Genomic DNA, 25,781 nt, shown 5'->3' on the forward strand with positions numbered 1-25,781 from the left:
GGCGAACCCTGCCCCTACAACTGACGATGGGATAGCCCGGTTTAGTTTTGACACATTCACTCCCATGCTGCAAAAAAAGACCTTGGTGTTTTCCAAAAAGACCTTGATGTTTTAAAAAAAACTCAAAGTCTTTTTAATAAAGCTCGGTATGTTTTTCATGTAGGGGCAGATGGAATCATCCCCTCACTAAGCCGGTCATTCCTTCTTTTCCGGCCATCCTTTTTTCCGTTCATCCTTACATTTTAATTAAAGCGCCCAGATAATCAATCGGTTAAGAATGACAGAACATCCCCTCATCCTCGTTTCAGCGGTGCTTACCAAGTTTTACCAATCTGCCTTCAGCATTTGCGCCATCAAAAAAAGTCTTACAGATGAAAGGAGGCTGAAAAGACAACACGGGATGTCCATTCACTATCGGAATCCCCACCAACAAGATGTTTCAGCAGCTAATGAAAGGAAGAACGGAATTTTCGGGTCAAGTCAAAAAGTATGTGGGTATAATATTTGAGAAACATTTAAAGTTTGCAATGCTAAAAACATACATCCTTCCAAAGTATTATAAATCAAGTACATCACACGAACACCTGATTGGACGTCAGCATTGTAATTCAGAGTTCATGCTTATCACCCACAGGGCTTTCAGATTGACCCGGAATTTTCGGACAGTCCCCTGATTGGGGGCTTATGGTCGGTGTTATAAAGAAAAAAAGCGTCATATCTCAACGAATATGACACTTTCCTTATTTTTTTGTACACCCTCAGGGATTCGAACCCTGGACCCACTGATTAAGAGTCAGTTGCTCTACCAACTGAGCTAAGAGTGCATTTGCAAACCATTTTTTATTTTGTACACCCTCAGGGATTCGAACCCTGGACCCACTGATTAAGAGTCAGTTGCTCTACCAACTGAGCTAAGAGTGCATTCATTTCTGATTTGCGGTTGCAAAGGTAGATGTTTTATTTTAAACTACCAAACATTTTGCTTCATTTTTTCACCTTTTTATCGAAAATTATTCAAACTCATAAAGCTCGGAAGGTGTATTTCGCTTTAAGGCAATGAGTTGCACATCTTTACCCACAAGCACTCCTTTGCTTCTCAACAGAAGTTCCACCGTTTTGTAAGCCAGTTCCGGATGATTGTTATCTTTACTCAGATGGCAAAGCCAGATATATTTTAGCCTTTCAGTGATATTCTCGGCCAAAAATTCTGCTGTCTCACGGTTGCTCATGTGACCGTTCGGACCGGCGATACGTTCCTTAAGATACTGAGGATATGGCCCCATCTTCAACATTTCTTCGTCGTAGTTAGCTTCCAAGATAAGATAATTGGCTCTGCAGATATATTCGGCTGCAGTAGATGTAATATGTCCTAAGTCGGTTAAAAAAGAAAAAATTTTGCCGTCTGCTTCTATGCAATAGCCCACATTGTCTGTTCCGTCATGGGGTACTTCAAAAGCTGTTATGCTGAGATCTTCAATCTGAATTTGCGTTCCTTTATTCAGATAGCGGACAGAGGTCGAAAGTTTTTCTGTTACACAATAACTTTTGTTGATGCCTATATGAACTTCGGGAGTGGAATAAACAGGAATACCGAATTTTTCTCCCAGATGCCCTACCGCTTTAATGTGATCGGCATGGTCATGGGTAATAAGAACAGCTCGAATTGTATCGAGTCCGATACCCAAATCTTTTAAATGTTTCTTAATAGTGCGGATTCCAATGCCGGCATCCACTAATATGCCATATGCGTCTGTTCCGATGAAATAGCAGTTGCCACTGCTGCCACTGGCCAGACTTATAAATTTAATTTTCATTGTGTTTCGTTTTCTGGTTATAGTATTGTCGCAACCATTGCGCCAAAAGAGTCGCAAATATACATAAAAAAGGTGGAAGTGCATCCCACCTTTTTCAAAATAAGCCTGTCGGATTTTGAATTTTCTTTTATTTTTTATCCTTTTGAACGGGGACTAAAACGGTTTGGGCACCTTCCACTGCCGGAGTCAGAATATCAAATATCACCTGCTTATATTCAGACAGGGCAATACTCAGCAAGAGTTCCTCTTTTCTTATTTTATCGGCCATTGCATAATTGTCTTTCAGATAAGCCTTATCCTTCATATAAAGGCGGTAAGTTGCATAATTTTCGTAAAATGCAGATACAGAACGAAATAGCCTTGTGTAGTTCTCTTCAAGATTCTGGCGGTCTTCTTGACTCAGATAATCTCCGGGAGCGGCTACAAACATGGTATCGCGGGCAGAAACTACCGGTTGCGAAACAATAGGAAGCATATCTGTACCTTCTGTCTTATCGATATAACCCAATACGGCTTTTATCGAATCCTCATTAACCAAATTTTTCAGCACTTTCAGCGAGGTATCATAATACTTCATCACTTCGTTTGCACTTTCCACGCTCATGCTGTTGCCAGCCATTTCTCTATTCTTTGTATTGCCCGAACAGGAGGACAATGAAAGGGCACCCAAAAAAATACCATATAATAATAAATTCTTTTTCATACTGCCTGCATTAAAAACTTTTAATGCATTAAACAAATATGAAGAGTGTTTTGCTCACGCGTTTCCTTTGTTTTCCTCTAAATTTTTCTTAATATTTTCCAATAGCAGAAGGCAACCTTGCATCTTCGGGTTGTTATAACAGATATATGCCTGTTCAAACAGCATGGCTACTGTATCTTTCAAATCAGGTGAATAAGCGGATGAGTTTATTTGCATGGATTGCGGGAGTGTTTGAGCATCAAACCATCTCTTCAATTCATCCACGTCCTCTATTGTATATACCTTTTTCTCTGTTTTTTTCATAAGCTATAAAATTATATGTCTAATTAAAACGGATAACCTACTGCAAAGTGGAAAGCAAAATCTCGGCTGAATCGCGGACGGGTTATCGGATAACGTCCTTTACCGGTTTCCATCGGGTTGACAGCCTTCATACCACCATCAAAACGCAGAATGAGATAGTCTAAATCAAAACGGATACCCAACCCATAGGCCACGGCAATCTGTTTATAGAATTTATTGAATTTGAACACACCGTCTTTCTGCTCTGAGTCTGAGCGTATCGTCCAAATATTACCGGCATCGATAAAAGCGGCTCCGTTTAACTTCCAAAACAGATGGGTGCGATATTCCACATTTAAGTCTAACTTGATATCTCCCGACTGTTTGATAAAGTCCATTTGTCCGTCCGAATTTCCTTTATATCCTCCGGGGCCCAGCGAACGTACCGACCAGCCGCGCACACTGTTGGCGCCGCCCGAAAAATAGCGCTTTTCAAAAGGAAGTGCCTGTGAGTTTCCATAAGGACAAGCCACTCCTACTCCCACATGGAATACGAAAGAGTTGCGTGGGTCAATCATGAAATTCTTGGCAAAGTCGAAATCTCCTTTTATATATTGGGCAAACGGAATATTGGCCAGTACGAATCCTTTGTCTCCTTTCGGGGTAGAGTGTGTCAATTTGGATGCAGCATACATCAGATTACCGGCTTCCTCCACGTTTACCCGCAAGGAATATGAACTCTTTGTCGGCGTGCGCATCATGCTATTACCTGCACTGTTGTACGTGAAACTGTATCCCATGCGTACTATCAATACGTTTTCATAACTGGCGCGCAATAGTGAGTTGTTGGCTGTCATCTTATCCAGATACTCTTGAAAATCAGGTGATTTGCTCGGCATATATACATAGTTGATATCTGCCAGGTCAAGACGGTGCTGTATACGTTTTCTATCACTCCACCGATAACTCCATGAAGCCGATGCAAGCATACGGGAGAATTCCGGACGTACTTGCGAAGTAAATTTCAGCCCCACTTCAGAGGTAGCCCTAATTTTCCTTTTAAAATCCGAAGAAAGAAAGGGAAACATAAATTCCGGAAAGTTCAGGCTGCTTTCCACACCGTATTCCGTATAGTTATCATTGACATAATCTTGTCCCAATCCGGTGATTGCTTCATAAGCACCGCGCACTTTTATGGTGAATGCTTCCGACCCCTTGAACACGTTCCTATGCTGGAAAGAAATGGAAGCAGCCGCACCCAAGTCACCTGCAGAGTTCGTGCCTTCTATCTCAAAAGATACTGATTTATTCTGTCCTTTTGACATTACTATATATGCGTCCAACTTGGTGCTGTCATTTACATTCACCTCGTTAAAACGAATATTGGAGTATTTCAGCATGCGCAAACGCCCCAATGAACTATAAGTATTCTGTACATCACGCTCACTATAAAACTCTCCGGGACGGATACGGTTGAAATCTATCAACAGTTTCGGACGTAAGAACATTTTGTCCTTATAATACATATTGTATCCTTTATAGCTCAATGAATCGAAACCGGCAAATGAGCCTTTACGGATGGGGGTCATTTCGCTGTCAGCTATAAAGTTGACACTGTTGACTAAATACTGCTTGTGTTTCTGTGGTGGATCTTCCTTTTTGCGTTGATAAGGAAGTAGTTTCAAGGTGAGGTCTACCAGATAAGTATTGCGGGTGGTATCTGCCTGATATACCAGAAAATCCTTATTGAATTTATAATATCCTTTATTCTGGAGCAGTCTGGTGATACGTTGGCGTTCGGAGTCAAGTACATTTACATCGAACGGCATTCCGGGAAAAAGCATACTTTGGGCCGAATCCTGCTGAAGATAATCACTAATGTTCAAATCGTCAATATTGTAAGCGATATGGCGTATCATATAGGGGCGCCCTGCTTCGATATGATAGAACAGTTTCAATTTGTTCTTCTTTATTTCGGTGTGCATGGCCACTTTAGCTCCCATATAGCCCATGTTGCGTACAGCCTTTTCTATCTCTTCCTGAGATTTTATGGCAACATCGGCATTGTAAATGACCGGGGCGTCTCCAATCTTTCTGAAGAAGCGGTTTACACGTTTGGTAGAATCCATACCTGATGCACCATAGATATACATGGGGATTTTAACCATGTTAAACCATTTGGCATTAGGGTTTTGGCGGAGATAAGAATTAAAAAGCGATGGCTTTACCTCTTTCGTGTCTGACACAATTTTTACCTCATCCAATAAATACTGGTTTTCAGGAATAAATTTATTGACCGAACACGAGGTGCATAGTGCTAAAATGAGTGTATATATATATGGGTGTGCGCTTTTCTTCATACAAATCCGTAACCTTCGCAAATTTACTCGCAAAGATAGATATTAATTGAAAATATCTTCTTAGCTTTGCCTCTAATATTTGTTATTTAATGGAAATAATCATGCTGAGCAAGAATAAAATTAAATATATCCGTTCGTTGGAGCTAAAAAAGAATCGTAAGGAAGAAAAAGTATTTGTTGCAGAAGGGCATAAATTAGTAGGTGATTTGATGGGGCATTTTCCCTGTCGGCTGCTGGCGGGTACTGCCGGATGGTTTTCTTCTCACCCTGATTGTCATGCCGACGAGATGATAGAGGTCGAGCAAGAAGAACTCTCACGAGCCAGTTTGCAAAAGACGCCACAAGAAGTGCTGGCTATATTTGAGCAACCGGTGTATGAATCGGATAGCAAGGTTATTTCAGAATCATTGTGTCTGGCTTTGGACAATGTACAAGATCCGGGCAATTTGGGAACCATTGTCCGCTTGGCAGATTGGTTCGGCATAGAGGATATTTTTTGCTCTGCCGGAACGGTAGACATTTTTAATCCTAAAACGGTGCAGGCTACCATGGGGGCAATAGCACGGGTAAGGGTACATTATTGTGATTTGCCGGAATTGATTTCTTCACTTAAGGGAATTCCGGTGTATGGAACATTCCTGAATGGAAACGTAATCTATTCTGAAACTCTTTCAGCCAATGGATTGATTGTAATGGGAAATGAAGGAAATGGAGTAAGCACAGAGGTGGAAGCACTTATCAATAAGCGATTGTATATTCCCAATTATCCACACGAAAGAGAGACCTCAGAGTCTTTGAATGTAGCTATTGCCACAGCTGTGGTGTGTGCTGAGTTTAGAAGAAGACTGCTTTAAAGTCGGGTAATACGGCTTTGAGAGACAAATTCTTCTCGGACAATATCAAAATCGGTAATATGCCACGCATAGCATTCCTGAATTTTGGTGTTTGTCCGGGTAACTTGAGCAAGGAAAGTTTTGAAGCTTTCATTTGGCATAATCGGTTCGGGCTCTTCTTTTGCAGAAAGTACAATCACTCCGCCTATCCATTGGGTGGCGTATATTTCTTCTTCCAAAGGATAATAACGCTGCATCTTTCCGTCATCTCCTAATTCTACCACATAACGAACAAAACATGTATCGGAAGAAAGATACAGACGGTGACAGGCAAATCGTCTCATTTTCTTTGCGGGCGAATACGTTGTGGACGGACACTTTCCTTTTCTTTCATATCGCGTGGATTCAGGCGTACGGGAGTTGCAGCTTCTTTCATCTGAACAGAATCCGTTCTCAACGAATCCGTATCTTGGCCAATAACAGACATCGGCTTTTCGGGTACACTGTCTTTTGCCACAATAGATAGGGTGTCTGTCGGTTCATGGTAGCGAGTCAATGATATTTTATCTACTATGACACCCGGAGTTTTGACAGAATCTCCCGTGAGATAGATAAAACCGTTGATGCTTTTGATTTTATAAGCAGAATCCGGCTTGATATATAATGATTGTATGCCTGATGCTGTCACTTCGGTTACTTTACCCGACACAGAATCATTATCAAACAGAATATTGAAACCCATCGTCACCTGTTGCTGCCGGTTTGAGAGGAAAATATAATCTGCCGACCACAAGAAAGCATCCTTTACCTTGAAGTTGGAGTCGGTGGGAATTTCGAAAGTAATTTTATTGGAAAGCGGTGCATCCGTCAGCCAATATAGTGTTTTATTATACCACACGTCTATTGTATCTCCCGGTTGTGACATGGAAGGTTTGTTTTCGCGCATTGCCAACAAACGTTTTATATCCTTCTTTTCTTCACGGAAGCGTTTTCCCAAATTGGTATATATCTTGGCAAGATCTTCCGTGTGACGGGTGTACCATACCATAGATGAGTCAAACTCTGCTTTGGTAATGTGATGTTTTTCATACACATACTTGCGGAGAGCTTCTTTTTTGTAGTTCTCATTATAAGAGATATTGCCGGACATGGCCGTAGTCAAATGGTAGTCATACAGAATGTTCTCCATCTTATCCGGGCGGATGACATCTTTCGGAATTTGTTTTCCGCATCCTGCCAACAAAGCCGCACTAAGCAGCAACGTCCAACTAATCTTCTTATTACGCATCTTTTTCCTGAGCTTTTTCTTCCGGGTGAATACCTTTGTTCAGATATTTACCATAAAACAACAACAATGCAATGATACCGCAACTGATAGCAGCATCAGCAAAATTAAATATCGGGCTGAAGAAAATAAAATGTTCTCCACCTATTCCCGGAATCCATTCCGGCCAGTTGGTTTCGATGATTGGAAAATAAAACATATCCACTACTTTGCCGTGAAACCATTCGGAATAACCTTCGCCTATGGGAACAAAATGTGCCACCTGACTATAAGTACTTTCATTAAAGATTACGCCATAAAGCACGCTGTCAATAATGTTACCTATAGCGCCTGCCAATATCAATGAAAGGCAGATTATAAATCCGGTTTGATAATTTCGTTTTATGAATTTCCTGAGATACCAGATTATCAGTCCCACAGCTGCGATGCGGAAAGTGGTAAGAAATAGCTTTCCGAACAATTCCATGCCGAAAGCCATACCATTATTTTCTGTAAAATAAATATAAAACCAATCTGTAATGCGGATACTTTCATGCCAGAACATATTGGTCTTTACCAATATCTTTATTATCTGGTCAATAATCAATACTCCAAAAACAATCAGAACAGAAAGTTGCCCTTTGGTGAGTAGTTTATTCATTATAATAGGTGATAATTAATAGTTGACAGGCAGCAGCCTTTTTGTCCTGCCTTCCTGTCAACTATAAAAATTCTATTTCTTTCCTTCGTTTTTAGCCTCGATGCTCAAAGTGGCATGAGGAACAGCGCGAAGTCTTTCTTTTGGAATCAGTTTACCTGTTTCACGACAAATGCCGTATGTTTTGTTTTCGATACGAATTAAGGCAGCTTGTAGCCCCTGAATGAATTTCAACTGACGTGCAGCCAGTCTTGTCGTTTCTTCCTTGGACAGTGTATTGGCTCCTTCTTCCAGCACTTTGTAGGTGGGAGAAGTATCATCCGTATCATTGCCGTCCTTGTTCATGATACTACTTTTCAAGCGGTCGTAATCACGCTCGGCCAATTCTAGTTTTTCCATGATAATGGCGCGGAACTCTTCGAGTTCCGCATCAGAGTATCTTGTCTTTTCAGCCATATTATTTAGTTTTAAAAGGTTAATGTTATTCTTTTATGACACTCACAAAGAGAGAGAAGTCATCAAAGCTTAATTCTATGCCATCCTTCACTTCATCCACTAAATTGAGGGAGTTAGCGAGAACTTGGTTACAAATATAAGTATTATATTCTTTTACCGCACCATCGGTTTGCTCATTTTTAGATAAAGATACCTTTATTTTATCGGTTATTTCAAAACCGCTGCTCTTGCGAATATTCTGAATCTTACTCACAAGTTCGCGGGCAATACCTTCACGGCGCAATTCTTCGGTTACGACAGTGTCCAGAGCTACTGTCAGTACGCCTTCGTTGGCAACCACCCATCCGGGGATATCTTCGCTGAAGATTTCCACTTCAGAGGTTTCTATTTCGGCTGGAGTACCATTTAAGTCGAGGACAATTTTTCCTTCGTTTTCGAGAATGCTGATTTGTTCCTGATTCATGGCAGTTACAGCAGCAGCCACTTGTTTCATCAATGGGCCGAACTTCTTTCCCAGAATCTTGAAGTTGCACTTCACCTTCTTTACAAGCAAATTGGACGTACCTTCTACGAAGTCTATTTCTTTGACGTTCACTTCGTTCATAATCAGTGATTTTACAGACTCCAAACGTTCTTTCATCAGTGTATCTACCGGAATCATCAACTTCTGTAACGGTTGCTTGACGATGATATTTATTTTCTTGCGCAGCGCCAATCCCATAGAAGATACTTTCTGAGCTAACTCCATGCGGGTTTCCAGTTCTTTGTCGATAATGGCCTCGTTGCAAACCGGGAAGTCGGCAAGGTGGACAGAAGCTACATGGTCGCGTCCGGTTGTCGCAATCAAGTCCATATACAACTTGTCTGCGTAGAAAGGAGCAATCGGTGCCATTAATTTAGCTACTGTTTCCAGGCACACATATAATGTCTGGTAAGCGGCCAACTTATCCTCTGTGTAGCCTGTACCCCAAAAACGTTTTCTGCACAGACGCACATACCAGTTGGACAGATTGTCATTTACGAAATCGTTAATCAGTCGTCCGGCTTTAGTCGGTTCATAGTCCGCATAGCACATATCCACATTCTTCACTAATGAGTTTAGTTCCGAAAGAATCCAACGGTCAATTTCCGGGCGTTTGCTTATAGGAACATCGGCTTCCTGATAGGTGAAACCGTCAAGGTTAGCGTATGGAGCAAAGAACTTATATGTGTTGTGCAACGTTCCGAAGAACTTGCGGGTTACTTCCATTACACCATCGGTATCAAATTTCAAGTTATCCCACGGAGAAGAATTGGTAATCATATACCAGCGCAAGGGGTCAGAGCCATATTGCTCAATGGCACCGAACGGGTCAACGGCATTACCCAAGCGCTTGGACATCTTATTTCCATTCTTGTCAAGCACCAGTCCGTTAGAGATAACATTTTTATAAGCCACGCTATCGAATACCATGGTTGCAATAGCGTGCAACGTAAAGAACCAGCCACGAGTTTGGTCTACTCCTTCTGCAATGAAGTCGGCCGGATAATAAGACCGGTTGTCTACAATATCCTTATTCTCAAACGGATAGTGCAACTGTGCGTATGGCATGGCGCCTGAGTCAAACCATACGTCAATCAGGTCGGCCTCACGTTTCATCGGTTTTCCGCTTTCAGATACGAGGATAATATCATCTACATAAGGACGGTGGAGGTCGATTTTATCATAATTGTCTCCGGTATATTCACCCGGAACAAACCCTTTTTCTTTATAAGGGTTGACAGTCATGAAACCGGCAGCAATAGATTTTTCTATCTCGTTATAGAGTTCTTCTACTGAACCGATACACAATTCCTCACCTTCTTCACTACGCCAGATAGGAAGTGGAGTACCCCAATAACGTGAACGGCTCAAGTTCCAGTCATTCAGATTTTCCAGCCATTTGCCGAAACGTCCGGTTCCGGTAGATTCTGGTTTCCAGTTAATGGTCTTGTTGAGTTCCATCATACGTTCTTTGGCAGCGGTAGATCGGATAAACCAACTGTCTAGCGGATAATAGAGTACCGGCTTGTCGGTACGCCAGCAATGTGGATAATTGTGTACGTGTTTTTCTATCTTGAATGCTTTGTTGGAAGCCTTCATTTTCATACAGATATAAATATCCAGAGTTTCGGCAGAGGCAGCAGCTTTCTCATCGTATTTACCATTGACAGTAAACTGAGGGTCGTATGCATTTTTCACCCAGCGTCCCTGATATTCTTGATATTGCTCTACGTTCACACATTCTTTTACGAATTCTTCATCCAGTTCGTCCAACAAGAAGAATTTACCTGTTAAGTCGACCATCGGGCGAGGTTCACCTTTTTTGTTGATCATAAACAATGAAGGTATGCCTGCCGCACGTGCTACAAAAGCATCGTCCGCACCGAATGTTGGAGCAATATGTACGATACCTGTACCGTCTTCCGTAGTCACATAGTCACCAAGAATTACGCGGAATGCTTGATCGGCAGCTTCTTTCCAGTTACCGTTTTCGTCTACGCTTACCGGTTTTACCCATGGGATAAGCTGTTCATATTCCATACCTACCAAATCCGGACCTTTGTACTCACCTACTACTTTAAAAGGAATCAGCTTGTCTCCCGGTTTGTAGTCTTCTAAAGGCAACCCTTCCGCTTTTTGGTTGAAATGGGTGTAAAGTAATGCTTTGGCCAGCACTACTGTCATTTTCTCACCGGTGTAACCGTTGTAGGTTTGCACAGCTACATACTCGATTTTGGGACCGACGCATAATGCAGTGTTTGAGGGCAGAGTCCATGGTGTGGTAGTCCATGCCAAGAAATAAGGAGTCCCCCATTCCGCCATTTCAGGTTTCGGGTTCTTCATCTTGAATTGTCCCACTACAGTAGTATCTTTTACATCTCGGTAACATCCCGGTTGGTTTAGTTCGTGAGAACTTAATCCTGTTCCGGCTGCCGGAGAATAAGGTTGAATGGTATATCCTTTGTATAGTAAATTCTTGCTGTAGAGTTGTTTCAGAAGCCACCATAAAGTTTCGATATAGCGGTTGTCGTAAGTGATGTATGGATTATCCAAGTCTACCCAATAACCCATTTTATGAGTAAGGTCTGTCCATTCTTTTGTAAATTTCATCACATCCTTACGACAAGCTGCGTTATATTCAGCCACAGAAATCGTTTTGCCGATGTCTTCCTTGGTAATTCCGAGTGCTTTTTCCACACCCAGTTCTACGGGCAGCCCGTGAGTATCCCATCCGGCCTTACGTTTAACAAGGAAACCTTTCATGGTTTTGTAGCGACAAAAAGTATCTTTTATAGTACGTGCCATTACGTGGTGAATACCCGGCATACCGTTGGCTGAGGGAGGTCCTTCATAAAAGACAAAAGAAGGACATCCTTCACGTTCTGTCATACTCTTGGCGAAAACATCGTTTTCATCCCACTTTTTCAGCACATCTTTATTGACCTGTGATAGGTTGAGTTGCGAGTGTTCAGCAAATTTCTTACTCATAATCTATATCGTTTTTCTTGTATTCTCTAAATCGCTAAGTTGGGTAAAGGCATAGCCTCCCGAAAATTAAGGTGCAAATTTACAAGAAAATTAATTAGATAGAAAGTTTTATAGTCTGTTTTTTTAAGAAAGTGATTCCATTCAGCTTCCTTAAATTGCAAAAACGTAATCTTCATGTAGCATTTGTTTGATTCGTTATGGCATATAGGCTGATTTGAAAGGGTTGAAAAAAAACGAATAAAAAAGAAAATCGACCAATAACTATAACAATTAGAACTTGCATCCTCCGAAAGATTAAACCATCTTTGCACAGTTTTTGTTTTTCATATAAAAGAGCTTCTAAATGCAAAAAATAAACATCAAACGATTCAATCGTTTTTCACTGACAGCAATGGCAGTGTGTCTACTCCTTCTCCCTGCTCTTCTTAAAGCACAGCCTCGGCCTGTCCACCGTAAAAAAGTGGGTGTGGTGCTGAGTGGCGGTGGTGCTAAAGGCATGGCGCACATCGGTGCTCTGAAGGTAATAGAAAAAGCCGGTATCCCTATTGATTATGTAGTGGGTACCAGCATGGGGTCTATCATCGGTGGTCTTTACTCTATCGGTTATTCTCCTGAACAACTCGACAGCATGGTGCGCCGTCAGGATTGGACTTTCCTTTTGAGCGATAAGATACCGAGAAGTGAGCAAAACCTGTCTGAACGCGATGCCTCGCAAAAGTATGTATTTTCTATTCCGTTCGGTAAAGGGGTAAAAGCCGAGGTTTTCGGGGGACTGATAAAAGGGCAGAATCTTGCTAACTTGTTCAGTGAGCTTACTATCGGTTATCACGATTCCATCAATTTTGATAAATTGCCTATTCCTTTTGCCTGTGTTTCCGAAAATATTGTCAATGGTAATGAGGTCAATTTCCATGGAGGTGTATTGGCTACTGCCATGCGTGCTAGTATGGCTATCCCCGGAGTATTCACTCCTGTCAGACTGGACAGCATGGTGTTGGTAGACGGGGGTGTGGTAAATAACTATCCTGTAAATGTGGCACGTGCTATGGGGGCAGACTTAATTATCGGCGTGGATGTTCAAAGTGAGCTTAAACCTGCCGGAGAATTAAATAGTGCCGGTGCCATATTGGGACAATTGGTGAATCTCATGGGACAGGATTTATATAAGAAGAATCTGAAAGAGACGACTGCTTATATTAAGGTAAACGTAGAAGGTTATTCTGCCGCCAGCTTCACTCCTTCTGCCATCGATACTCTGATAATGCGTGGAGAAGAAGCTGCCATGGCACAGGATAGCGCACTGATGGCTCTGAAAAGTCAACTGGGACTGGACAGTACTTATATGCCCCAACCGATTCCTTCTTATCCTTACTCGCCTGAACGAAAGGTATATGTGAAAGAAATCACTTTTGACGGCCTCGATGAGAAAGATAAAAAATGGTTGTTGAAACGATGCGACCTTAAAGAGGATTCCGAGATAAGTATCCGTCGGATAGAGGAAGCTACTGCTATCCTGTCGGCCAATCTGGGCTATTCGGGAGCGACTTATAATTTGCCTGAAGCTCCGGGAGGTGGTTATAACCTGAATTATACATTGAGCAAAAAGTATGAAAATAAGTTGAATGTCGGTATTCGTTTTGACTCGGAAGAAATAGCCAGTTTATTAATAAACGTAACTAGTAATTTCAAGGGAAAGCTGCCTAGTACTTTGTCACTCACGGGGCGTTTGGGTAAACGCTATGCAGCCGGAATCAATTATGCGTGGGAACCGGCTCCGCTGAAACGTGTCGGGCTCTCCTACCTGTTTCAATACAATGATGTCAATTTCTATCATTATGGCGACCGTACCCACAATTCTACTTTTCGTTATCATCAGGCAGAGTTTGCTTTCTCGGATGTGTGGTATAAGAACGTGCGTTTCGGGATTGGCCTTCGTTATGAATATTATGATTATGATAAATTTCTGTATCAGGAAGGAAGTACCACTCAGCAGTACTCGACGGATAATGAGCATTTCTTTGGTTATTTTGCCCAGATGGAATATGAAACATTTGACAAGGCTTATTTCCCTTCGCGGGGTATATCGGCACGCGCTTCCTATTCGCTCTATACGGACAATTTTACGCAATATAATGACCACGCTCCTTTCTCTGCCATCAAAGGTTATTGTGAAGGAGTGATGCGGCTGACCAACCGTTTCTCCATTCTTCCGTCTGTATATGGACGTTTTCTTATCGGTAGGGAAATTCCCTATTCTAAACTGAATGCCATGGGTGGAGATGTTCCGTCACGCTTCTTGCAACAGCAGTTGCCTTTCGTGGGAATAAACAATGTGGAACTGATGGATAATGCATTATTGATAGGTATGATGAAGTTCCGGCAGCGAATGGGAAGTGTGCATTATGTTACCCTGACCGCCAATTATGCGCTGAGCAGTCATAAAGTGAGCGGGTTATTGAAAGAGAAAACCATGTTCGGCTGTGGAATCGGCTATGGTTTGGATAGTATGTTTGGCCCGTTGGAAGCGTCTATCAACTATGCAAACCATGCCGATAAAGTGAGCATGTATGTCAACTTAGGATTCAAGTTTTGATTCGTCGTTGACGACTGCCATCATCCCTTCTATCTGGGCCAATGCCATCATGCGGCCGTGGAATGAATATCCCGGGTTGTATCCCTTGTCGGCATCATCGAGCATCATGCGTCCATGGTCTACACGCATGGGAACACCCGGACGTTCTTTCTCGAAGATACGAATAAGCTCGATGATATGGGCACGGCCTCCCAAATGGGATGCCTCGATGAAGTTTCCGTTGGGAAAGGCATTTGTACTGCGCAGGTGTACAAAGTGAGTGCGGCGGGCAAACATTCGTGCTAAAGCAGGTACATTGTTGTGTAGCCCTGCGCTGAGCGAACCGGCGCAAAAAGTGAGTCCGTTATGCGGATTGTCTACCGCATGCAGTATCCAGGCAATATCCTCTTCACAAGTTACGATGCGTGGCAAACCGAGGACCGGGAAAGGAGGGTCGTCGGGATGGATGCACATATTGATGCCATATTCATCGCATACAGGCATAATGGCTTGAAGAAAGTAACGTAGGTTTTCACGAAGGGCGTTACGGTCCACTCCTTTATAGAGTGCCAGCAGACGACGGAATATGTCAATAGGATTCTTGTCTCCGTCCTTGATATTCCCATTTACAAAGCCTTGAGTCTTAACAATGATGGTATCTACAAGTTCGTCTTTTTCTGCTTCGGTGATGACTTTGTGCAGTTCGTACATTTGTTTTAACTCATTTGCAGTGTAGTCTTTTTCCGCTTCCGTGCGTTGTAAAATCAGGCAGTCGAAGTATGCGAAACGTATCTTGTCAAAATAGAGTGACGACGTCCCGTCTTCCCAAAGATGTTTTAAGTCGGTACGAATCCAGTCGATGACGGGCATGAAGTTGTAGCAAATCGTTTTTACTCCTGCTTTGCCCAAATTGGCAAGGCTTTTCTTGTAATTTTCTATCAGTTCGTCACGTTCATCACCACCATATTTTATGGCTTCACTCACCGGCAGACTTTCCACCACCGACCAGCGTAGGCCGTGAGCTTCAATATATGCCTTTTGGCTGAGGATGGCCTCCAAGGGCCAAACCTCACCGTTGGGGATTTCGTGAAGGGCAGTCACAATACCTTCTACTCCTATTTGTCTCAACATGGGAAGAGTAATTTTATCATTCTTTCCAAACCATCTCCATGTCTTTTCCATTTTTCTGTTGTCGCTTTGTTCTGATTCTGTCAATGAGTAAAGAATATGCTTTATTGATGGATAATCATTGCGGAGCGTGCCGGTACAATAATTTCATCACCTGAGACTTGTCCTATTCCCGACTGCTTGATTTTTCCATCTTTACAAACTATTGTGTAACGACCGGCCGGAATGGATAATTTGGCAGGTTCTTTACGGCTGTTGAACGCCACGATAATATTCTTCCACGAGTCGCCGTTGGCATTGTCTTTCAGGATAAAAGCCATCAAATTACTGCCTTCTACAGGCAAGAACTCCATGTATTGGCGTACTTTGTCAGCATCGCCCATTCGGAAGGCCGGATGGTCTTTTCGCAATGCTATCAATTCTTTCATATAATCAAAAACATCACGATATATGGTCTTGTTTTTCCAGTTAATTGTGTTGATGCTATCGGGACTATTGTAAGAATTATGTATTCCTTTCTTGTCTCGCATCATTTCGTCTCCGGCAAAGATAAAGGGTACACCTTGTGAAGTGAAGACAAAAGTCTCGGCCAGTTTGTGCAGGGAGGCACGTTCTTCGTCCGTTGCTTCTGGCATTGTAGCTTTTAGTCTGTCGGCCAAACACATGTCGTCATGGCAACTTACATAACTTATCATTTGGGTCGGTTGTAGTGCCCACGGCTCTTTACTGTAATTCACCGAATCATTTATTACTTGTGGATGCTTGATTGCTCCTACCAAACCAAACTTGATGCTCATTTCGTGTCCCGGCAGGCCAATCAGGAAAGCACCTTTCCGGTCATCATCCCAGCCACCGCGCAGAGCGTCGCGCATTTCGTCAGAGAAGGCGGCAATGCGTGGCATCTTGTATATATTGGCTTTCATGGCAAGTTCTTCCTGATTAAGTTGGGGAGCACTGGCCGCCCATCCTTCACCATAAATAAAGATGGATGGATCTATCTTGTCTACGGCAGCACGGATTTCGTTCATCGTCTCGATGTCGTGGATGCCCATCAAGTCAAAGCGGAAGCCATCAATGTGATATTCGTTTATCCAGTAGAGTATGGACTCCACCATGTATTTACGCATCATGGCACGGTCGCTGGCTGTCTCGTTTCCGCAACCGGACCCGTTTGCCAGTTCGCCGTCCTTTGTCTGGCGGTAGAAGTAGCCGGGCACCGTACGCTCAAAGTTGCTTTCTTCGGTGTTGAAAGTATGATTATAAACCACATCGAGTACCACGCGGATACCTGCTTTGTGGAGAGCCTGTACCATCTGCTTGAATTCCTTGATTCTTACATCGGGCTTATAAGGATCGGTGGAATAAGAGCCGTCAGGCACATTGTAGTTCTGAGGATCATAGCCCCAGTTATATTGTGCCTTGTCGAGTTTGCTTTCGTCCACAGATGCATAATCGTATGAAGGCAGAATATGCACATGTGTGACACCCAGCTCTTTCAGGTGGTCGATACCGGTTTTTTCACCCAGCGAAGTAGTGGTTCCCAATTCGGTTAATGCAAGGAATTTTCCTTTATTATGAATACCCGAAACGGAGTCCAATGAGAAATCGCGGTGGTGCATTTCATATACTATGATGTCGGAATAGTCTTTTAAAGGCGGACGTGCATCATTCACCCAACCTTCAGGATCGGTAGAACGCAAGTCAATGACAGCGGCACGCTTTCCGTTTACTCCCACAGCTTTTGCCATAATGCCCGGTGTGTCTCCCAGCCATTTACCATTTACTTTTACATTAAAAGTATAGAACTTTCCTTTCAAATCTTCTTTGACGGAGATATTCCAAGTACCATCTTCTCCCATTTCGAGTGGCAGAGTGTGATAAGCAGAACCTTCGTTGCCCGAATCATATAATAATACGCGCACTTCTTCGGCTGTAGGTGCCCAAAGTGTGAACTTCGTTTCAATCGGCGAGTATTCCATTTCCGCTAATTTTCCTTCGGGAATGGGATATTCATTAAAAGATGTATACTCTTTCTTTACAGACTGACAACTGATGGTGGTTGACATTATCGATGCCCAAATAACATGTTTGACATTCATAAATTTATAGATTGTTACTTACAAATTCTTTTCTTGTTTATTTCCTTATTTTATCAGGATTCTTGCTGATAAAATCTTTCCATCCTGAATACTCTTTGGCAAGAGTAGGTCTTCCGGCTTGCAAATAATGACAATAGGCTGCGGCGAGCCCATCGGTAGCATCCATAAAAGGTAACATTTCGCTATCGGGAATATGGAGCATGCGTTTTAGCATATCTGCCACCTGTTCTTTACTGGCTTGTCCATTGCCGGTGATAGCCATTTTTATCTTTAATGGAGCATATTCAGTGATGGGAATGTCGCGGCTCAATGCGGCAGCCATTGCTACACCTTGTGCACGCCCTAATTTTAACATGGACTGTACATTTTTTCCGAAAAAGGGTGCTTCAATGGCCAGTTCATCGGGCAGGTATGCCTCAATAATGCCGATGACACGCTCAAAGATTCGACGAAGTTTAAGATAATGGTTGTCGTATTTGCGCAAATCTATCACTCCCATGGTAATGACTTGCGGTTTGGCGCCTGTTATTTTCAGCAATCCGTAGCCCATGATGGTAGTTCCGGGGTCAATACCCAGGATGATTTTTTCTTTAACCGGCTGAATCACTTGATAACCTCCATTAAGGTGGGAAATCCTATTACTTTGTCTTTGAATACTTTCATCATTTCTTCATTGAGTTTCATACCTTGCAGGGTATGCCAGTGGTGCAAAGCTGCACTGTCTTCTACTTCCCATTGCAGGGAAAAACATTCGCTGTCTTCTTCTTTATGACTGAGGATGTGAGTAAGACGTGGGGTTTGAAGCAATCCTTGCTTTTCTACTTCGGGAATATAGTATTCATTGAGCCAGATGACAAAATTGCGTGCGTCATCAATTGCTACTTGATAAGTGGTATTATATATCAGCATATTAATTTTCTATATTTACATTAATCTTTACCTCAAATAGATATGTTTTTGCAAATGTAATAAAAATACCCCGACTTCTCGCAAGCCAGGGCATCTATTATGAACAAAAAATTAAATTAATCAGATAAGTGCCACTTGTAAATAGCCCTATCTGATGAACTTCATAAACAGAATGGATGATTCTTTGTTCGTTTACGGAGAGAAAATAATATTATATGAAGGGAATCAGAAGAAAAAAAAGAGACTTTTATTTTGTATTTTGAATTTTCTATGTATCTTTGCACCACAAAACCGGGGCATTAGCTCATCTGGCTAGAGCGTTAGACTGGCAGTCTAAAGGTGGCGAGTTCGAGTCTCGCATGCTCCACAATACTCCCCCCTCCCCTTGATTCATAGACTTCTTATAAGGCAAGGGACTAAATCAGGAATTTGTGAAACTTTACCAAACGGCAATTAGGATGTATGTTGAGTGTGTCCTAATTTTCTTATATCCGTCAATACATATTCCACAAAATAATCCGGCATTTGTTATTCTTGGGGACTTAACATATCATATCACCAACAAAGGGAAGAGTAAGCCGTTTCATAGGGTCGGCTAAGGTCTTTTAAACGGAAGATTATTACAGACTCCGGCAGCGGACTGTACAATCCACTATAATAGACTATACAGTCTCCAGTAACGGACTATACAGTCCATTGCTGGAGTCTGTAGTAATCTGACTAATAGACAGGCATAATCGAAAGGACGAAAACACTTAGGCCGGCTAATGAAACGACCTAGGGAGTTCAAGACGTATGCAGAGGTTGAAAACCGGAGGAAACAACATCCGGTGACAGGTGTTAAATAATGAAGTTCAGCTTAAAGGGTGAAATTACGTGCTTTCCTTCCTATATTATTAATGAGGGTATGTCGAAACTCTCATAAACTAAAAATCACCCTCGCCACAGGTAGTTGTAGCAAGGGTGATTTCGATAAAAAGGGAGTTTTGACACCTCTCTATCTTCTTTTTCAATTATTTGCTGTTCTCAACAGTTTTCCATACGCCTGCCGCCAAAGCAGCTCCTATAAATGGAGCTACGATAAATATCCATAGCTGAGATAGTGCTTCACCCCCTTGGAAGAGTGCCGGAGCAATACTGCGGGCAGGATTGACAGAGGTTCCTGTGATGGGGATACAAACAATATGGACTAAAATAAGTGATAATCCGATAGCTAGACCGGCAAAATTACCGGCCCCCTTCTTTGCATCTGTGGTTCCTAATACAACCAACACAAATACAAAAGAAAAGATGACTTCGGCAATCAAACCACCGGCGAGACTCACTCCCGGAGCACAAGCATTAGCTCCTGTGGTTGTAGCATAATTCATGTCAATGTTGGAAGTCAGTATCCAGATAATTGTAGAGCCTATTAATGCTCCTATCACCTGAAATACCATATACATGATGCCTTCTTTAGCTTTCATACGCCCGGACAACATACACCCCAACGTAATTGCGGGATTAATATGGCAACCCGAAATCCCACCGATAGTGTAAGCCATCGCCACTACCGAAAGGCCAAATGCCATCGCTACCATTAATACTTGGGCGGGAGTTCCGCAACCGCCATTAAACACTGCACTTCCACATCCCATCAGTACAAGAATCATTGTACCAATTGTTTCTGCCATGTACTTCTTCATAATAAAAGATTTTAATTAGAAAATAAGGATTATGTTCTTATAAGCCTGAAAGCTACTTAATCATAAGTTAGCTCTACAAAGATAACTATTATTATTAAAAATTCCCATTATTTACTACTAATTTGTTACATATCCGACACATAATTTGGCAATCAGCTAATTTTGCTCTATCTTAGTCCGACAATTATGTTATAGGGCATGTTGCCCAAGATAAACCTTTAAACACATTTCACTTACATGAAAAAACTTTTTACTACGGTGTGTGTAGCCGCTACTCTCGGCTTACTTACATCATGCGGTACACAGACCGCACCGGAAAGAAGTTACAATGAAGGGATAAACATCATCCCAATGCCGGCTTCTTTGCAACAACAGGAAGGTCGCTTCCTGCTTTCTTCCAACACTTCTTTCTATGCTCCTACACCGGAGGCCAAAACTATTGCAGAGTTCTTCGCTGCCAAATTGAAAAATTCCACAGGATTTAATCTTGCAGTGGCTGATGCTGAAAAGGATGGCGGAATCTCTCTCCTCATCGATCCTGCTATGGAGATAAATGAGGAAGGCTACCGACTGGATGTTACCCCAAAAGGTGTCAAAATCCAAGCTAAGACTCCAAAAGGTGTCTTTTATGGTATGCAAAGTCTTTTGCAATTGCTGCCTGCTGAGGTGGAAAGCCCTTCAGTTGTCAAGAACATCGAATGGAGTGCACCTTGTGTAAGTATCGATGATGCTCCACGTTTTGCTTATCGTGGTATGATGCTTGATCCGTGTCGTCATTTTATTCCGGTAGAAAATGTGAAAAAACAGCTTGATGTATTGTCTTTGTTCAAAATCAATACGTTCCATTGGCATCTTACTGATGACCAGGGATGGAGAATCGAAATCAAGAAATATCCAAAGTTGACCGAAATAGGCTCTAAGCGTATTGATGGAGAGGGCACTGAATATGGCGGTTTCTACACACAAGAGGAGATAAAGGATATAGTGGCTTACGCTGCCGAACGTTTTATTACAGTTATTCCTGAGTTGGAAACTCCGGGACATGAACTGGCTGCTATCTCGGCCTATCCCGAACTTTCTTGTAAAGGTCAGCCCACCACTCCACGTATTATTTGGGGTGTGGAAGATATTGTAATGTGTCCGGGAAAAGAAGACATGTTCAAATTCCTGGAAGATGTTGTTGAGGAAATGGTTCCATTGTTCCCCGGCACTTATTTCCATATTGGCGGTGATGAATGTCCTAAAAGCAGCTGGAAGAATTGTCCGGCTTGCCAGGCACGCATCAAGGCTGAAGGCTTGAAAGCTGATAAAAATCACACGGCCGAAGAGCGTTTGCAGAGCTACGTTATCCAGCGTATGGAGAAAATGCTTGCTAAACACGGCAAAAAGATTATCGGATGGGATGAGATTTTGGAAGGTGGTTTGAGTCCTGAGGCCACTGTAATGTCATGGCGCGGAGAGTCTGGAGGTATTGCTTCTGCTTTGCAGGATCATGATGCCATTATGACTCCGGGCGGAAACGGTATGTATCTTGATACATTCCAAGGAGATTCAAAGATTGAGCCGGTAAGTATCGGTGGTTATACCTTGTTGGAAAAGGTATACAGCTACAATCCGGTGCCCGATACATTGGTTACCTTGGGTAAGGAAAAATACATAAAAGGTGTACAAGCCAACCATTGGTCGGAATATATGTATAATACCGACATTATGGAATATCGTATGTATCCGCGTATGTTGGCAGTTTCTGAAATTGCATGGACTCCATTGGATAAAAAGGACTACAAGGACTTTGAACGTCGTATCAACAATGCTTACGTCCGTTTGGATGGTCATGATGTCAATTACCATATTCCACAGCCCGAACAACCGAACGGTTCTTGTAACTTTGTGGCCTTTGTTGATTCCACTTCATTGACATTCAAGACTACACGTCCCGAAACAATGGTTTATACGCTGGATGGTACTGACCCTACACCTTCGTCTACTCAATACACAGAACCGATTAAAGTGACAGAAACCACTACATTGAAGATTCGTACCGTTCTTCCTTCCGGAAAAATGAGTCCGGTTCGTAACATCACTGTAGAAAAACAGACATTGGCTCCTGCCAAAATGGTTGAAAAAACGACTCCGGGTCTGAAGATGAAGATGGCTGACGGCACATTCTTTAAAGCAAGTGAATTGGATAAGGCTACAGACTGGAAGGAAATGACTGTGAAGTCTCTTCGTGATATACGCAGTCAGGTGCAATCTACTGAAAGTATGCGTGGCGTAAAACAATACGGTGCTGTCGCGACCGGATATGTAGACATTCCTGAAGATGGTGTGTACTACTTCACCACAAACAATGACGAGGTATGGATTGACGGTAAACTTCTTATCAGCAATGAGGGTGAAGTGAAACGTTTCTCGCGCAATGACAAGTCAGTAGCATTAGCTAAAGGTTTACACGAATTGAAAGTAGTGTTCCTTGGACACATCATCGGTGGATGGCCTTCATTGTGGGATGATGCTTCCATCTCAATTCGCAAGGCGGATCAAGAGAGATTCACTCCTATCAAACCAGAACAATTATTCTATTAATATAGATAGCACAGTTAGGCACGGATACCCACGGATTCTCTTTATTCTTTTCAATGAGATTCGTGTATTCCGTGCCTAAAATATATTCTCAATTCTTTGGAATCGGCTTAGACCACACTTCCTCTTTAGTCAATTTATCTATAACTGAAATAATTCCTCCCGGGAAGTCCTTCACATAGCCTTTTCTTTCTGCCAACATATCTTCCGCCATCCGAATGGCTTTCTCTTTGTTTTTCAAATTAAAGCCTTTATAGGCTGAGTCTTGTTCGTCTCTGAAATAAATATCGTATGTCTCCATTATTTGTTCATAGTTTTAAATTGGGGTGCAAAGATATAATTTCTAATGGATATAGAGCTGAATAAAATTATATTTTAGTTCCCCATAAACAAAAAAAGAATATCCGCTGTTCTATCCATTGTATTTGACAACTATCGTATTATGATAAAAATAAGATATTATATCCTGATAATCATTTGTTTGGCATCGCAAATAGGTGTTGCTGCGACACCTTCCGCCTTTTATTCAGCGTTAAAAAAGATATATCCTTTGGCTACCGATGTCGAGTGGTCACAACAGGGGAACTACCATACGGCTGAGTTTGTACAAAATGGGTTCGACACAAAAGTGTGGATGAATACCAATGCTCAATGGGTAATGACTAACACCGATTTGCAAACTGCCGATCAACTGCCCCCCGGTGCTTACAATGCTTTTACATTCAGTTCCTTTTCACAGTGGACGGTACAGAATGTCTTTTTTATCGAGTTTCCCAAACGCCCCGCTGTCTATGCCATACAGGTAAATATGGATAACTCTGATGCTACTTATCAGCTATTCCTAACGCCCGACGGACGAGTGTTGCAAACAAAGGACGCAAGCTATAACAATACTGCTATCACCCCTTCTGTTTTCGATTTTATGTAGAGAAAGACGAAACATGACTGAACAGATAACTAATATCCCCGACTGGGGAAATAAAAAAAAATGTAAGCAACTGATTGGGTCTTTATAGATTGGATATGGAGCTATTTCACTTATGCTCCTTCATTGCGGCTTATTATTAAGCCCCACCCTTTGACAGAGGATGAAGAAAAGAGCGAAGTTGAGTGAACGACGTTAAATTAATGTAAAAAGCTATTGTCTATTCCTATCTCATAGGCTCATTTTACTACTTTTGCGCACACTTGCCTCTAAATTGTGCAAAAGTTATCATGAAATTAGAACAAAGTTTTATCGCTCTTATAGAGCAAAGCATAAAGGCAAATTGGTATTTGAACGCTCTGACTGACTACAAAGGTGCTACGCTTCAATACCGGGATGTCGCCCGAAAGATAGAGAAGATTCACATTATGCTGGAGAATGCCGGCATCGTGCAAGGAGATAAAATAGCCATTTGCGGACGTAATAGTGCCCATTGGACTGTTACTTTCCTTGCTGTTATGACGTATGGTGGTGTGGTAGTACCCATTTTACATGAATTCAAGCCCGATCAAGTGCATAATATCGTCAACCATTCAGAAGCGCGGCTTCTTTTTGCTGGTGACCAAGTGTGGGAAAATCTGAATGAAATGGTAATGCCCCATTTAGAAGGTATCATTGAATTGAAGGATTTCGGTCTGGTAGTCTCCCGTTCGGAGAAGTTGACTTATGCCCGCGAACACCTTAACGAAATGTTCGGTCGCAAATTTCCATGCCGTTTCCGCCCCGAGAATGTGTCATACCGCAAAGAAACTTCGCCTGAAGAACTTTCAATAATCAATTATACATCTGGCACCACCGGATATTCCAAAGGAGTGATGCTCCCCTATCGCAGCATTCTTTCAAATGTATTGTATTGTACAGAAAAGATTGGAATCAAAGCAGGTGACAATGTCGTGTCCATGCTCCCATTGGGACACGTATTCGGCATGGTTTTTGATTTTCTTTACGGTTTCACTGTCGGTGCACATCTGTGGTTTCTTACTCGTATGCCGTCGCCCAAAATCATTGCAGAATCTTTTGCTGAAATTCGTCCAAGGGTCATTTCATGCGTACCGTTGATTGTAGAGAAGATATTCAAGAAAAACATTTTGCCCAAGGTGGATAATAAATTAGGCAAGCTCTTGCTTCATGTCCCCATTATCAGTGACAAAATAAAAGAGCTGATACGCCAAAAGGCAATGGAGGTATTCGGTGGAAACTTTATAGAGATAATCATTGGAGGAGCACCATTTAATGCAGAAGTCGAAGCATTTGTCCGCAGTATTAATTTTCCTTATACCATTGCATACGGCATGACAGAATGTGGCCCTATTATCTGTCATAATCATTGGACGGAATTAAAACAGGCTTCTTGTGGTACGGTGGCAGCACGTATGGAGGCTAAAGTTTTATCTCCCAACCCGACAGAGGTGCCGGGTGAACTGGTTTGCCGAGGGGCTAATGTGATGTTAGGTTATTATAAGAATGAAGAAGCCACCGGTCAGGTGATTGATAAAGACGGTTGGCTGCACACGGGAGACATGGCAGTGATTGATTCTGAAGGACACATTTATATCAAAGGTCGTTGTAAGAATCTGTTGCTCACAGCTTCCGGACAGAACATTTATCCTGAGGAGATAGAGTCAAGACTCAACAATATGCCATACGTATCGGAATCTTTGGTTATTTTACAGCAAGACAAATTAGTGGCATTGGTTTATCCTGATAATGATGATGCTTTTGCACATGGACTTAAACATGCCGACATCGAAAGAGCCATGGAGGAGAACCGCATTGAACTAAACAAGCAACTGCCTGTTTACTCACAAATTGCGCGTTGTAAGCTCTATCCGGAGGAATTTGAAAAAACAGCGAAAAAAAGTATTAAAAGATTCTTGTATCAGGATATCAAAGAATAGTTTTTCTTTCATTTTCCTTATCCGATAGAATGGGGAATATT

At 42.2% G+C, this 25,781-nt stretch carries 20 protein-coding genes and 3 tRNA genes; 6 read left to right on the forward strand and 17 right to left on the reverse strand.

The window, feature by feature from the left end:
* Positions 1–751 precede the first annotated feature (751 nt).
* The 6 genes from QYT14_RS15665 to QYT14_RS15690 all read right to left on the reverse strand — a co-directional run bounded on the left by QYT14_RS15665 (position 752) and on the right by QYT14_RS15690 (position 5,159).
* A tRNA-Lys gene (locus QYT14_RS15665) sits at positions 752–824 on the reverse strand.
* 24 nt (positions 825–848) lie between these two features.
* Positions 849–921, reverse strand: a tRNA-Lys gene (locus tag QYT14_RS15670).
* Positions 922–1,010: 89 nt separating this feature from the next.
* Complete coding sequence (locus QYT14_RS15675) at positions 1,011–1,814, reverse strand: MBL fold metallo-hydrolase (RefSeq protein ID WP_288325862.1); 804 nt, start codon at positions 1,812–1,814, stop codon at positions 1,011–1,013.
* A 127-nt stretch (positions 1,815–1,941) separates the two neighbouring features.
* Positions 1,942–2,517, reverse strand: a complete 576-nt coding sequence (locus QYT14_RS15680) for a hypothetical protein (RefSeq protein ID WP_288325860.1) — start codon at positions 2,515–2,517, stop codon at positions 1,942–1,944.
* 54 nt (positions 2,518–2,571) lie between these two features.
* Positions 2,572–2,820 carry a hypothetical protein gene (locus tag QYT14_RS15685; RefSeq protein WP_288325858.1) on the reverse strand — a complete coding sequence of 83 codons (249 nt, stop codon included), beginning with the start codon at positions 2,818–2,820 and terminating at the stop codon, positions 2,572–2,574.
* A gap of 23 nt (positions 2,821–2,843) precedes the next feature.
* The gene (locus tag QYT14_RS15690) at positions 2,844–5,159 is read right to left on the reverse strand and encodes a BamA/TamA family outer membrane protein (RefSeq protein ID WP_288325857.1); all 2,316 of its coding nucleotides are present in this window, start codon (positions 5,157–5,159) and stop codon (positions 2,844–2,846) included.
* Positions 5,160–5,260: 101 nt separating this feature from the next.
* Here QYT14_RS15690 and QYT14_RS15695 point away from each other — a divergent pair, with 101 nt between their 5' ends.
* Positions 5,261–6,013 carry an RNA methyltransferase gene (locus tag QYT14_RS15695; protein ID WP_237038397.1) on the forward strand — a complete coding sequence of 251 codons (753 nt, stop codon included), beginning with the start codon at positions 5,261–5,263 and terminating at the stop codon, positions 6,011–6,013.
* On the opposite strand, the gene QYT14_RS15700 is transcribed toward QYT14_RS15695, so the two are convergent.
* The 5 genes from QYT14_RS15700 to ileS form a co-directional block, all read right to left on the reverse strand.
* Positions 6,010–6,336 carry a hypothetical protein gene (locus QYT14_RS15700; protein WP_288325855.1) on the reverse strand — a complete coding sequence of 109 codons (327 nt, stop codon included), beginning with the start codon at positions 6,334–6,336 and terminating at the stop codon, positions 6,010–6,012. The two genes, QYT14_RS15695 and QYT14_RS15700, sit on opposite strands and share 4 nt — an antisense overlap.
* The gene (locus tag QYT14_RS15705; RefSeq protein WP_288325854.1) at positions 6,333–7,280 is read right to left on the reverse strand and encodes a DUF4296 domain-containing protein; all 948 of its coding nucleotides are present in this window, start codon (positions 7,278–7,280) and stop codon (positions 6,333–6,335) included. The genes QYT14_RS15700 and QYT14_RS15705 overlap by 4 nt, the downstream gene beginning before the upstream one ends.
* On the reverse strand, positions 7,273–7,917 hold the full coding sequence (locus tag QYT14_RS15710; protein ID WP_237037670.1) for a lipoprotein signal peptidase: 645 nt from the start codon (positions 7,915–7,917) through the stop codon (positions 7,273–7,275). Before QYT14_RS15710 ends, QYT14_RS15705 begins: the two co-directional genes overlap by 8 nt.
* A gap of 72 nt (positions 7,918–7,989) precedes the next feature.
* Positions 7,990–8,370, reverse strand: a complete 381-nt coding sequence (locus QYT14_RS15715) for a TraR/DksA C4-type zinc finger protein (RefSeq protein ID WP_237037671.1) — start codon at positions 8,368–8,370, stop codon at positions 7,990–7,992.
* Positions 8,371–8,395: 25 nt separating this feature from the next.
* Positions 8,396–11,881, reverse strand: coding sequence for an isoleucine--tRNA ligase (gene ileS / locus QYT14_RS15720; RefSeq protein WP_288325853.1), 3,486 nt, complete (start codon positions 11,879–11,881; stop codon positions 8,396–8,398).
* 391 nt (positions 11,882–12,272) lie between these two features.
* On the opposite strand from ileS, the gene QYT14_RS15725 reads away from it, so the two are divergent.
* Positions 12,273–14,474 (forward strand): patatin-like phospholipase family protein, encoded by a 2,202-nt coding sequence (locus QYT14_RS15725; protein ID WP_288325868.1) that lies wholly within the window; start codon positions 12,273–12,275, stop codon positions 14,472–14,474.
* Here QYT14_RS15725 and uxuA read toward each other — a convergent pair.
* From uxuA to QYT14_RS15745, 4 genes are read right to left on the reverse strand one after another with little or no spacing between them, the layout of a single operon-like run.
* A complete protein-coding gene (gene uxuA / locus QYT14_RS15730; RefSeq protein ID WP_288325852.1) occupies positions 14,457–15,635 on the reverse strand; it encodes a mannonate dehydratase in 1,179 nt (392 codons plus the stop codon). The two genes, QYT14_RS15725 and uxuA, sit on opposite strands and share 18 nt — an antisense overlap.
* 50 nt (positions 15,636–15,685) lie before the next feature.
* Entirely contained in the window at positions 15,686–17,680 is a 1,995-nt protein-coding gene (gene pulA, locus QYT14_RS15735; protein ID WP_288325851.1) for a type I pullulanase, read from the reverse strand.
* A gap of 37 nt (positions 17,681–17,717) precedes the next feature.
* Complete coding sequence (gene ruvC / locus QYT14_RS15740; protein WP_237037675.1) at positions 17,718–18,287, reverse strand: crossover junction endodeoxyribonuclease RuvC; 570 nt, start codon at positions 18,285–18,287, stop codon at positions 17,718–17,720.
* Positions 18,284–18,589 (reverse strand): DUF4286 family protein, encoded by a 306-nt coding sequence (locus QYT14_RS15745; protein ID WP_237037676.1) that lies wholly within the window; start codon positions 18,587–18,589, stop codon positions 18,284–18,286. Before QYT14_RS15745 ends, ruvC begins: the two co-directional genes overlap by 4 nt.
* Positions 18,590–18,882: 293 nt before the next feature.
* Between QYT14_RS15745 and QYT14_RS15750 the strand changes: the two genes are divergently transcribed.
* Positions 18,883–18,956: transfer RNA gene (locus QYT14_RS15750), tRNA-Ala, on the forward strand.
* Between the two features lie 646 nt (positions 18,957–19,602).
* Here the strand turns inward: QYT14_RS15750 and QYT14_RS15755 are convergent.
* The gene (locus QYT14_RS15755; protein WP_288325850.1) at positions 19,603–20,274 is read right to left on the reverse strand and encodes an MIP family channel protein; all 672 of its coding nucleotides are present in this window, start codon (positions 20,272–20,274) and stop codon (positions 19,603–19,605) included.
* A gap of 237 nt (positions 20,275–20,511) precedes the next feature.
* Here QYT14_RS15755 and QYT14_RS15760 point away from each other — a divergent pair, with 237 nt between their 5' ends.
* Positions 20,512–22,860: a family 20 glycosylhydrolase gene (locus QYT14_RS15760; RefSeq protein ID WP_288325849.1), complete on the forward strand. Its 2,349-nt coding sequence runs from the start codon at positions 20,512–20,514 to the stop codon at positions 22,858–22,860.
* 88 nt (positions 22,861–22,948) lie between these two features.
* On the opposite strand, the gene QYT14_RS15765 is transcribed toward QYT14_RS15760, so the two are convergent.
* Complete coding sequence (locus tag QYT14_RS15765; protein ID WP_237037679.1) at positions 22,949–23,158, reverse strand: hypothetical protein; 210 nt, start codon at positions 23,156–23,158, stop codon at positions 22,949–22,951.
* Between the two features lie 141 nt (positions 23,159–23,299).
* On the opposite strand from QYT14_RS15765, the gene QYT14_RS15770 reads away from it, so the two are divergent.
* Positions 23,300–23,785, forward strand: a complete 486-nt coding sequence (locus QYT14_RS15770) for a PepSY-like domain-containing protein (protein WP_288325848.1) — start codon at positions 23,300–23,302, stop codon at positions 23,783–23,785.
* A gap of 287 nt (positions 23,786–24,072) precedes the next feature.
* Positions 24,073–25,740 carry an AMP-binding protein gene (locus QYT14_RS15775; RefSeq protein WP_237037682.1) on the forward strand — a complete coding sequence of 556 codons (1,668 nt, stop codon included), beginning with the start codon at positions 24,073–24,075 and terminating at the stop codon, positions 25,738–25,740.
* Positions 25,741–25,781: the final 41 nt, after the last annotated feature.

It is taken from the genome of uncultured Phocaeicola sp. (assembly GCF_948499155.1).
In the GTDB taxonomy this organism is placed as follows: domain Bacteria; phylum Bacteroidota; class Bacteroidia; order Bacteroidales; family Bacteroidaceae; genus Phocaeicola; species Phocaeicola faecalis.

Bases quoted from the DNA above. Each gene is read 5' to 3' on its own strand.
- QYT14_RS15710 (WP_237037670.1), bottom strand. From the start codon at position 7,917: ATGAATAAACTACTCACCAAAGGGCAACTTTCTGTTCTGATTGTTTTT.
- QYT14_RS15705 (WP_288325854.1), bottom strand. From the start codon at position 7,280: ATGCGTAATAAGAAGATTAGTTGGACGTTGCTGCTTAGTGCGGCTTTG.
- QYT14_RS15760 (WP_288325849.1), top strand. From the start codon at position 20,512: ATGAAAAAACTTTTTACTACGGTGTGTGTAGCCGCTACTCTCGGCTTA.
- QYT14_RS15725 (WP_288325868.1), top strand. From the start codon at position 12,273: ATGGCAGTGTGTCTACTCCTTCTCCCTGCTCTTCTTAAAGCACAGCCT.
- QYT14_RS15765 (WP_237037679.1), bottom strand. From the start codon at position 23,158: ATGGAGACATACGATATTTATTTCAGAGACGAACAAGACTCAGCCTAT.
- QYT14_RS15695 (WP_237038397.1), top strand. From the start codon at position 5,261: ATGCTGAGCAAGAATAAAATTAAATATATCCGTTCGTTGGAGCTAAAA.
- uxuA (WP_288325852.1), bottom strand. From the start codon at position 15,635: ATGGAAAAGACATGGAGATGGTTTGGAAAGAATGATAAAATTACTCTT.
- QYT14_RS15770 (WP_288325848.1), top strand. From the start codon at position 23,300: ATGATAAAAATAAGATATTATATCCTGATAATCATTTGTTTGGCATCG.
- ileS (WP_288325853.1), bottom strand. From the start codon at position 11,881: ATGAGTAAGAAATTTGCTGAACACTCGCAACTCAACCTATCACAGGTC.
- QYT14_RS15685 (WP_288325858.1), bottom strand. From the start codon at position 2,820: ATGAAAAAAACAGAGAAAAAGGTATATACAATAGAGGACGTGGATGAA.
- QYT14_RS15680 (WP_288325860.1), bottom strand. From the start codon at position 2,517: ATGAAAAAGAATTTATTATTATATGGTATTTTTTTGGGTGCCCTTTCA.
- QYT14_RS15745 (WP_237037676.1), bottom strand. From the start codon at position 18,589: ATGCTGATATATAATACCACTTATCAAGTAGCAATTGATGACGCACGC.
- QYT14_RS15715 (WP_237037671.1), bottom strand. From the start codon at position 8,370: ATGGCTGAAAAGACAAGATACTCTGATGCGGAACTCGAAGAGTTCCGC.
- pulA (WP_288325851.1), bottom strand. From the start codon at position 17,680: ATGAATGTCAAACATGTTATTTGGGCATCGATAATGTCAACCACCATC.
- QYT14_RS15700 (WP_288325855.1), bottom strand. From the start codon at position 6,336: ATGAGACGATTTGCCTGTCACCGTCTGTATCTTTCTTCCGATACATGT.
- QYT14_RS15775 (WP_237037682.1), top strand. From the start codon at position 24,073: ATGAAATTAGAACAAAGTTTTATCGCTCTTATAGAGCAAAGCATAAAG.
- QYT14_RS15690 (WP_288325857.1), bottom strand. From the start codon at position 5,159: ATGAAGAAAAGCGCACACCCATATATATATACACTCATTTTAGCACTA.
- QYT14_RS15755 (WP_288325850.1), bottom strand. From the start codon at position 20,274: ATGAAGAAGTACATGGCAGAAACAATTGGTACAATGATTCTTGTACTG.
- QYT14_RS15675 (WP_288325862.1), bottom strand. From the start codon at position 1,814: ATGAAAATTAAATTTATAAGTCTGGCCAGTGGCAGCAGTGGCAACTGC.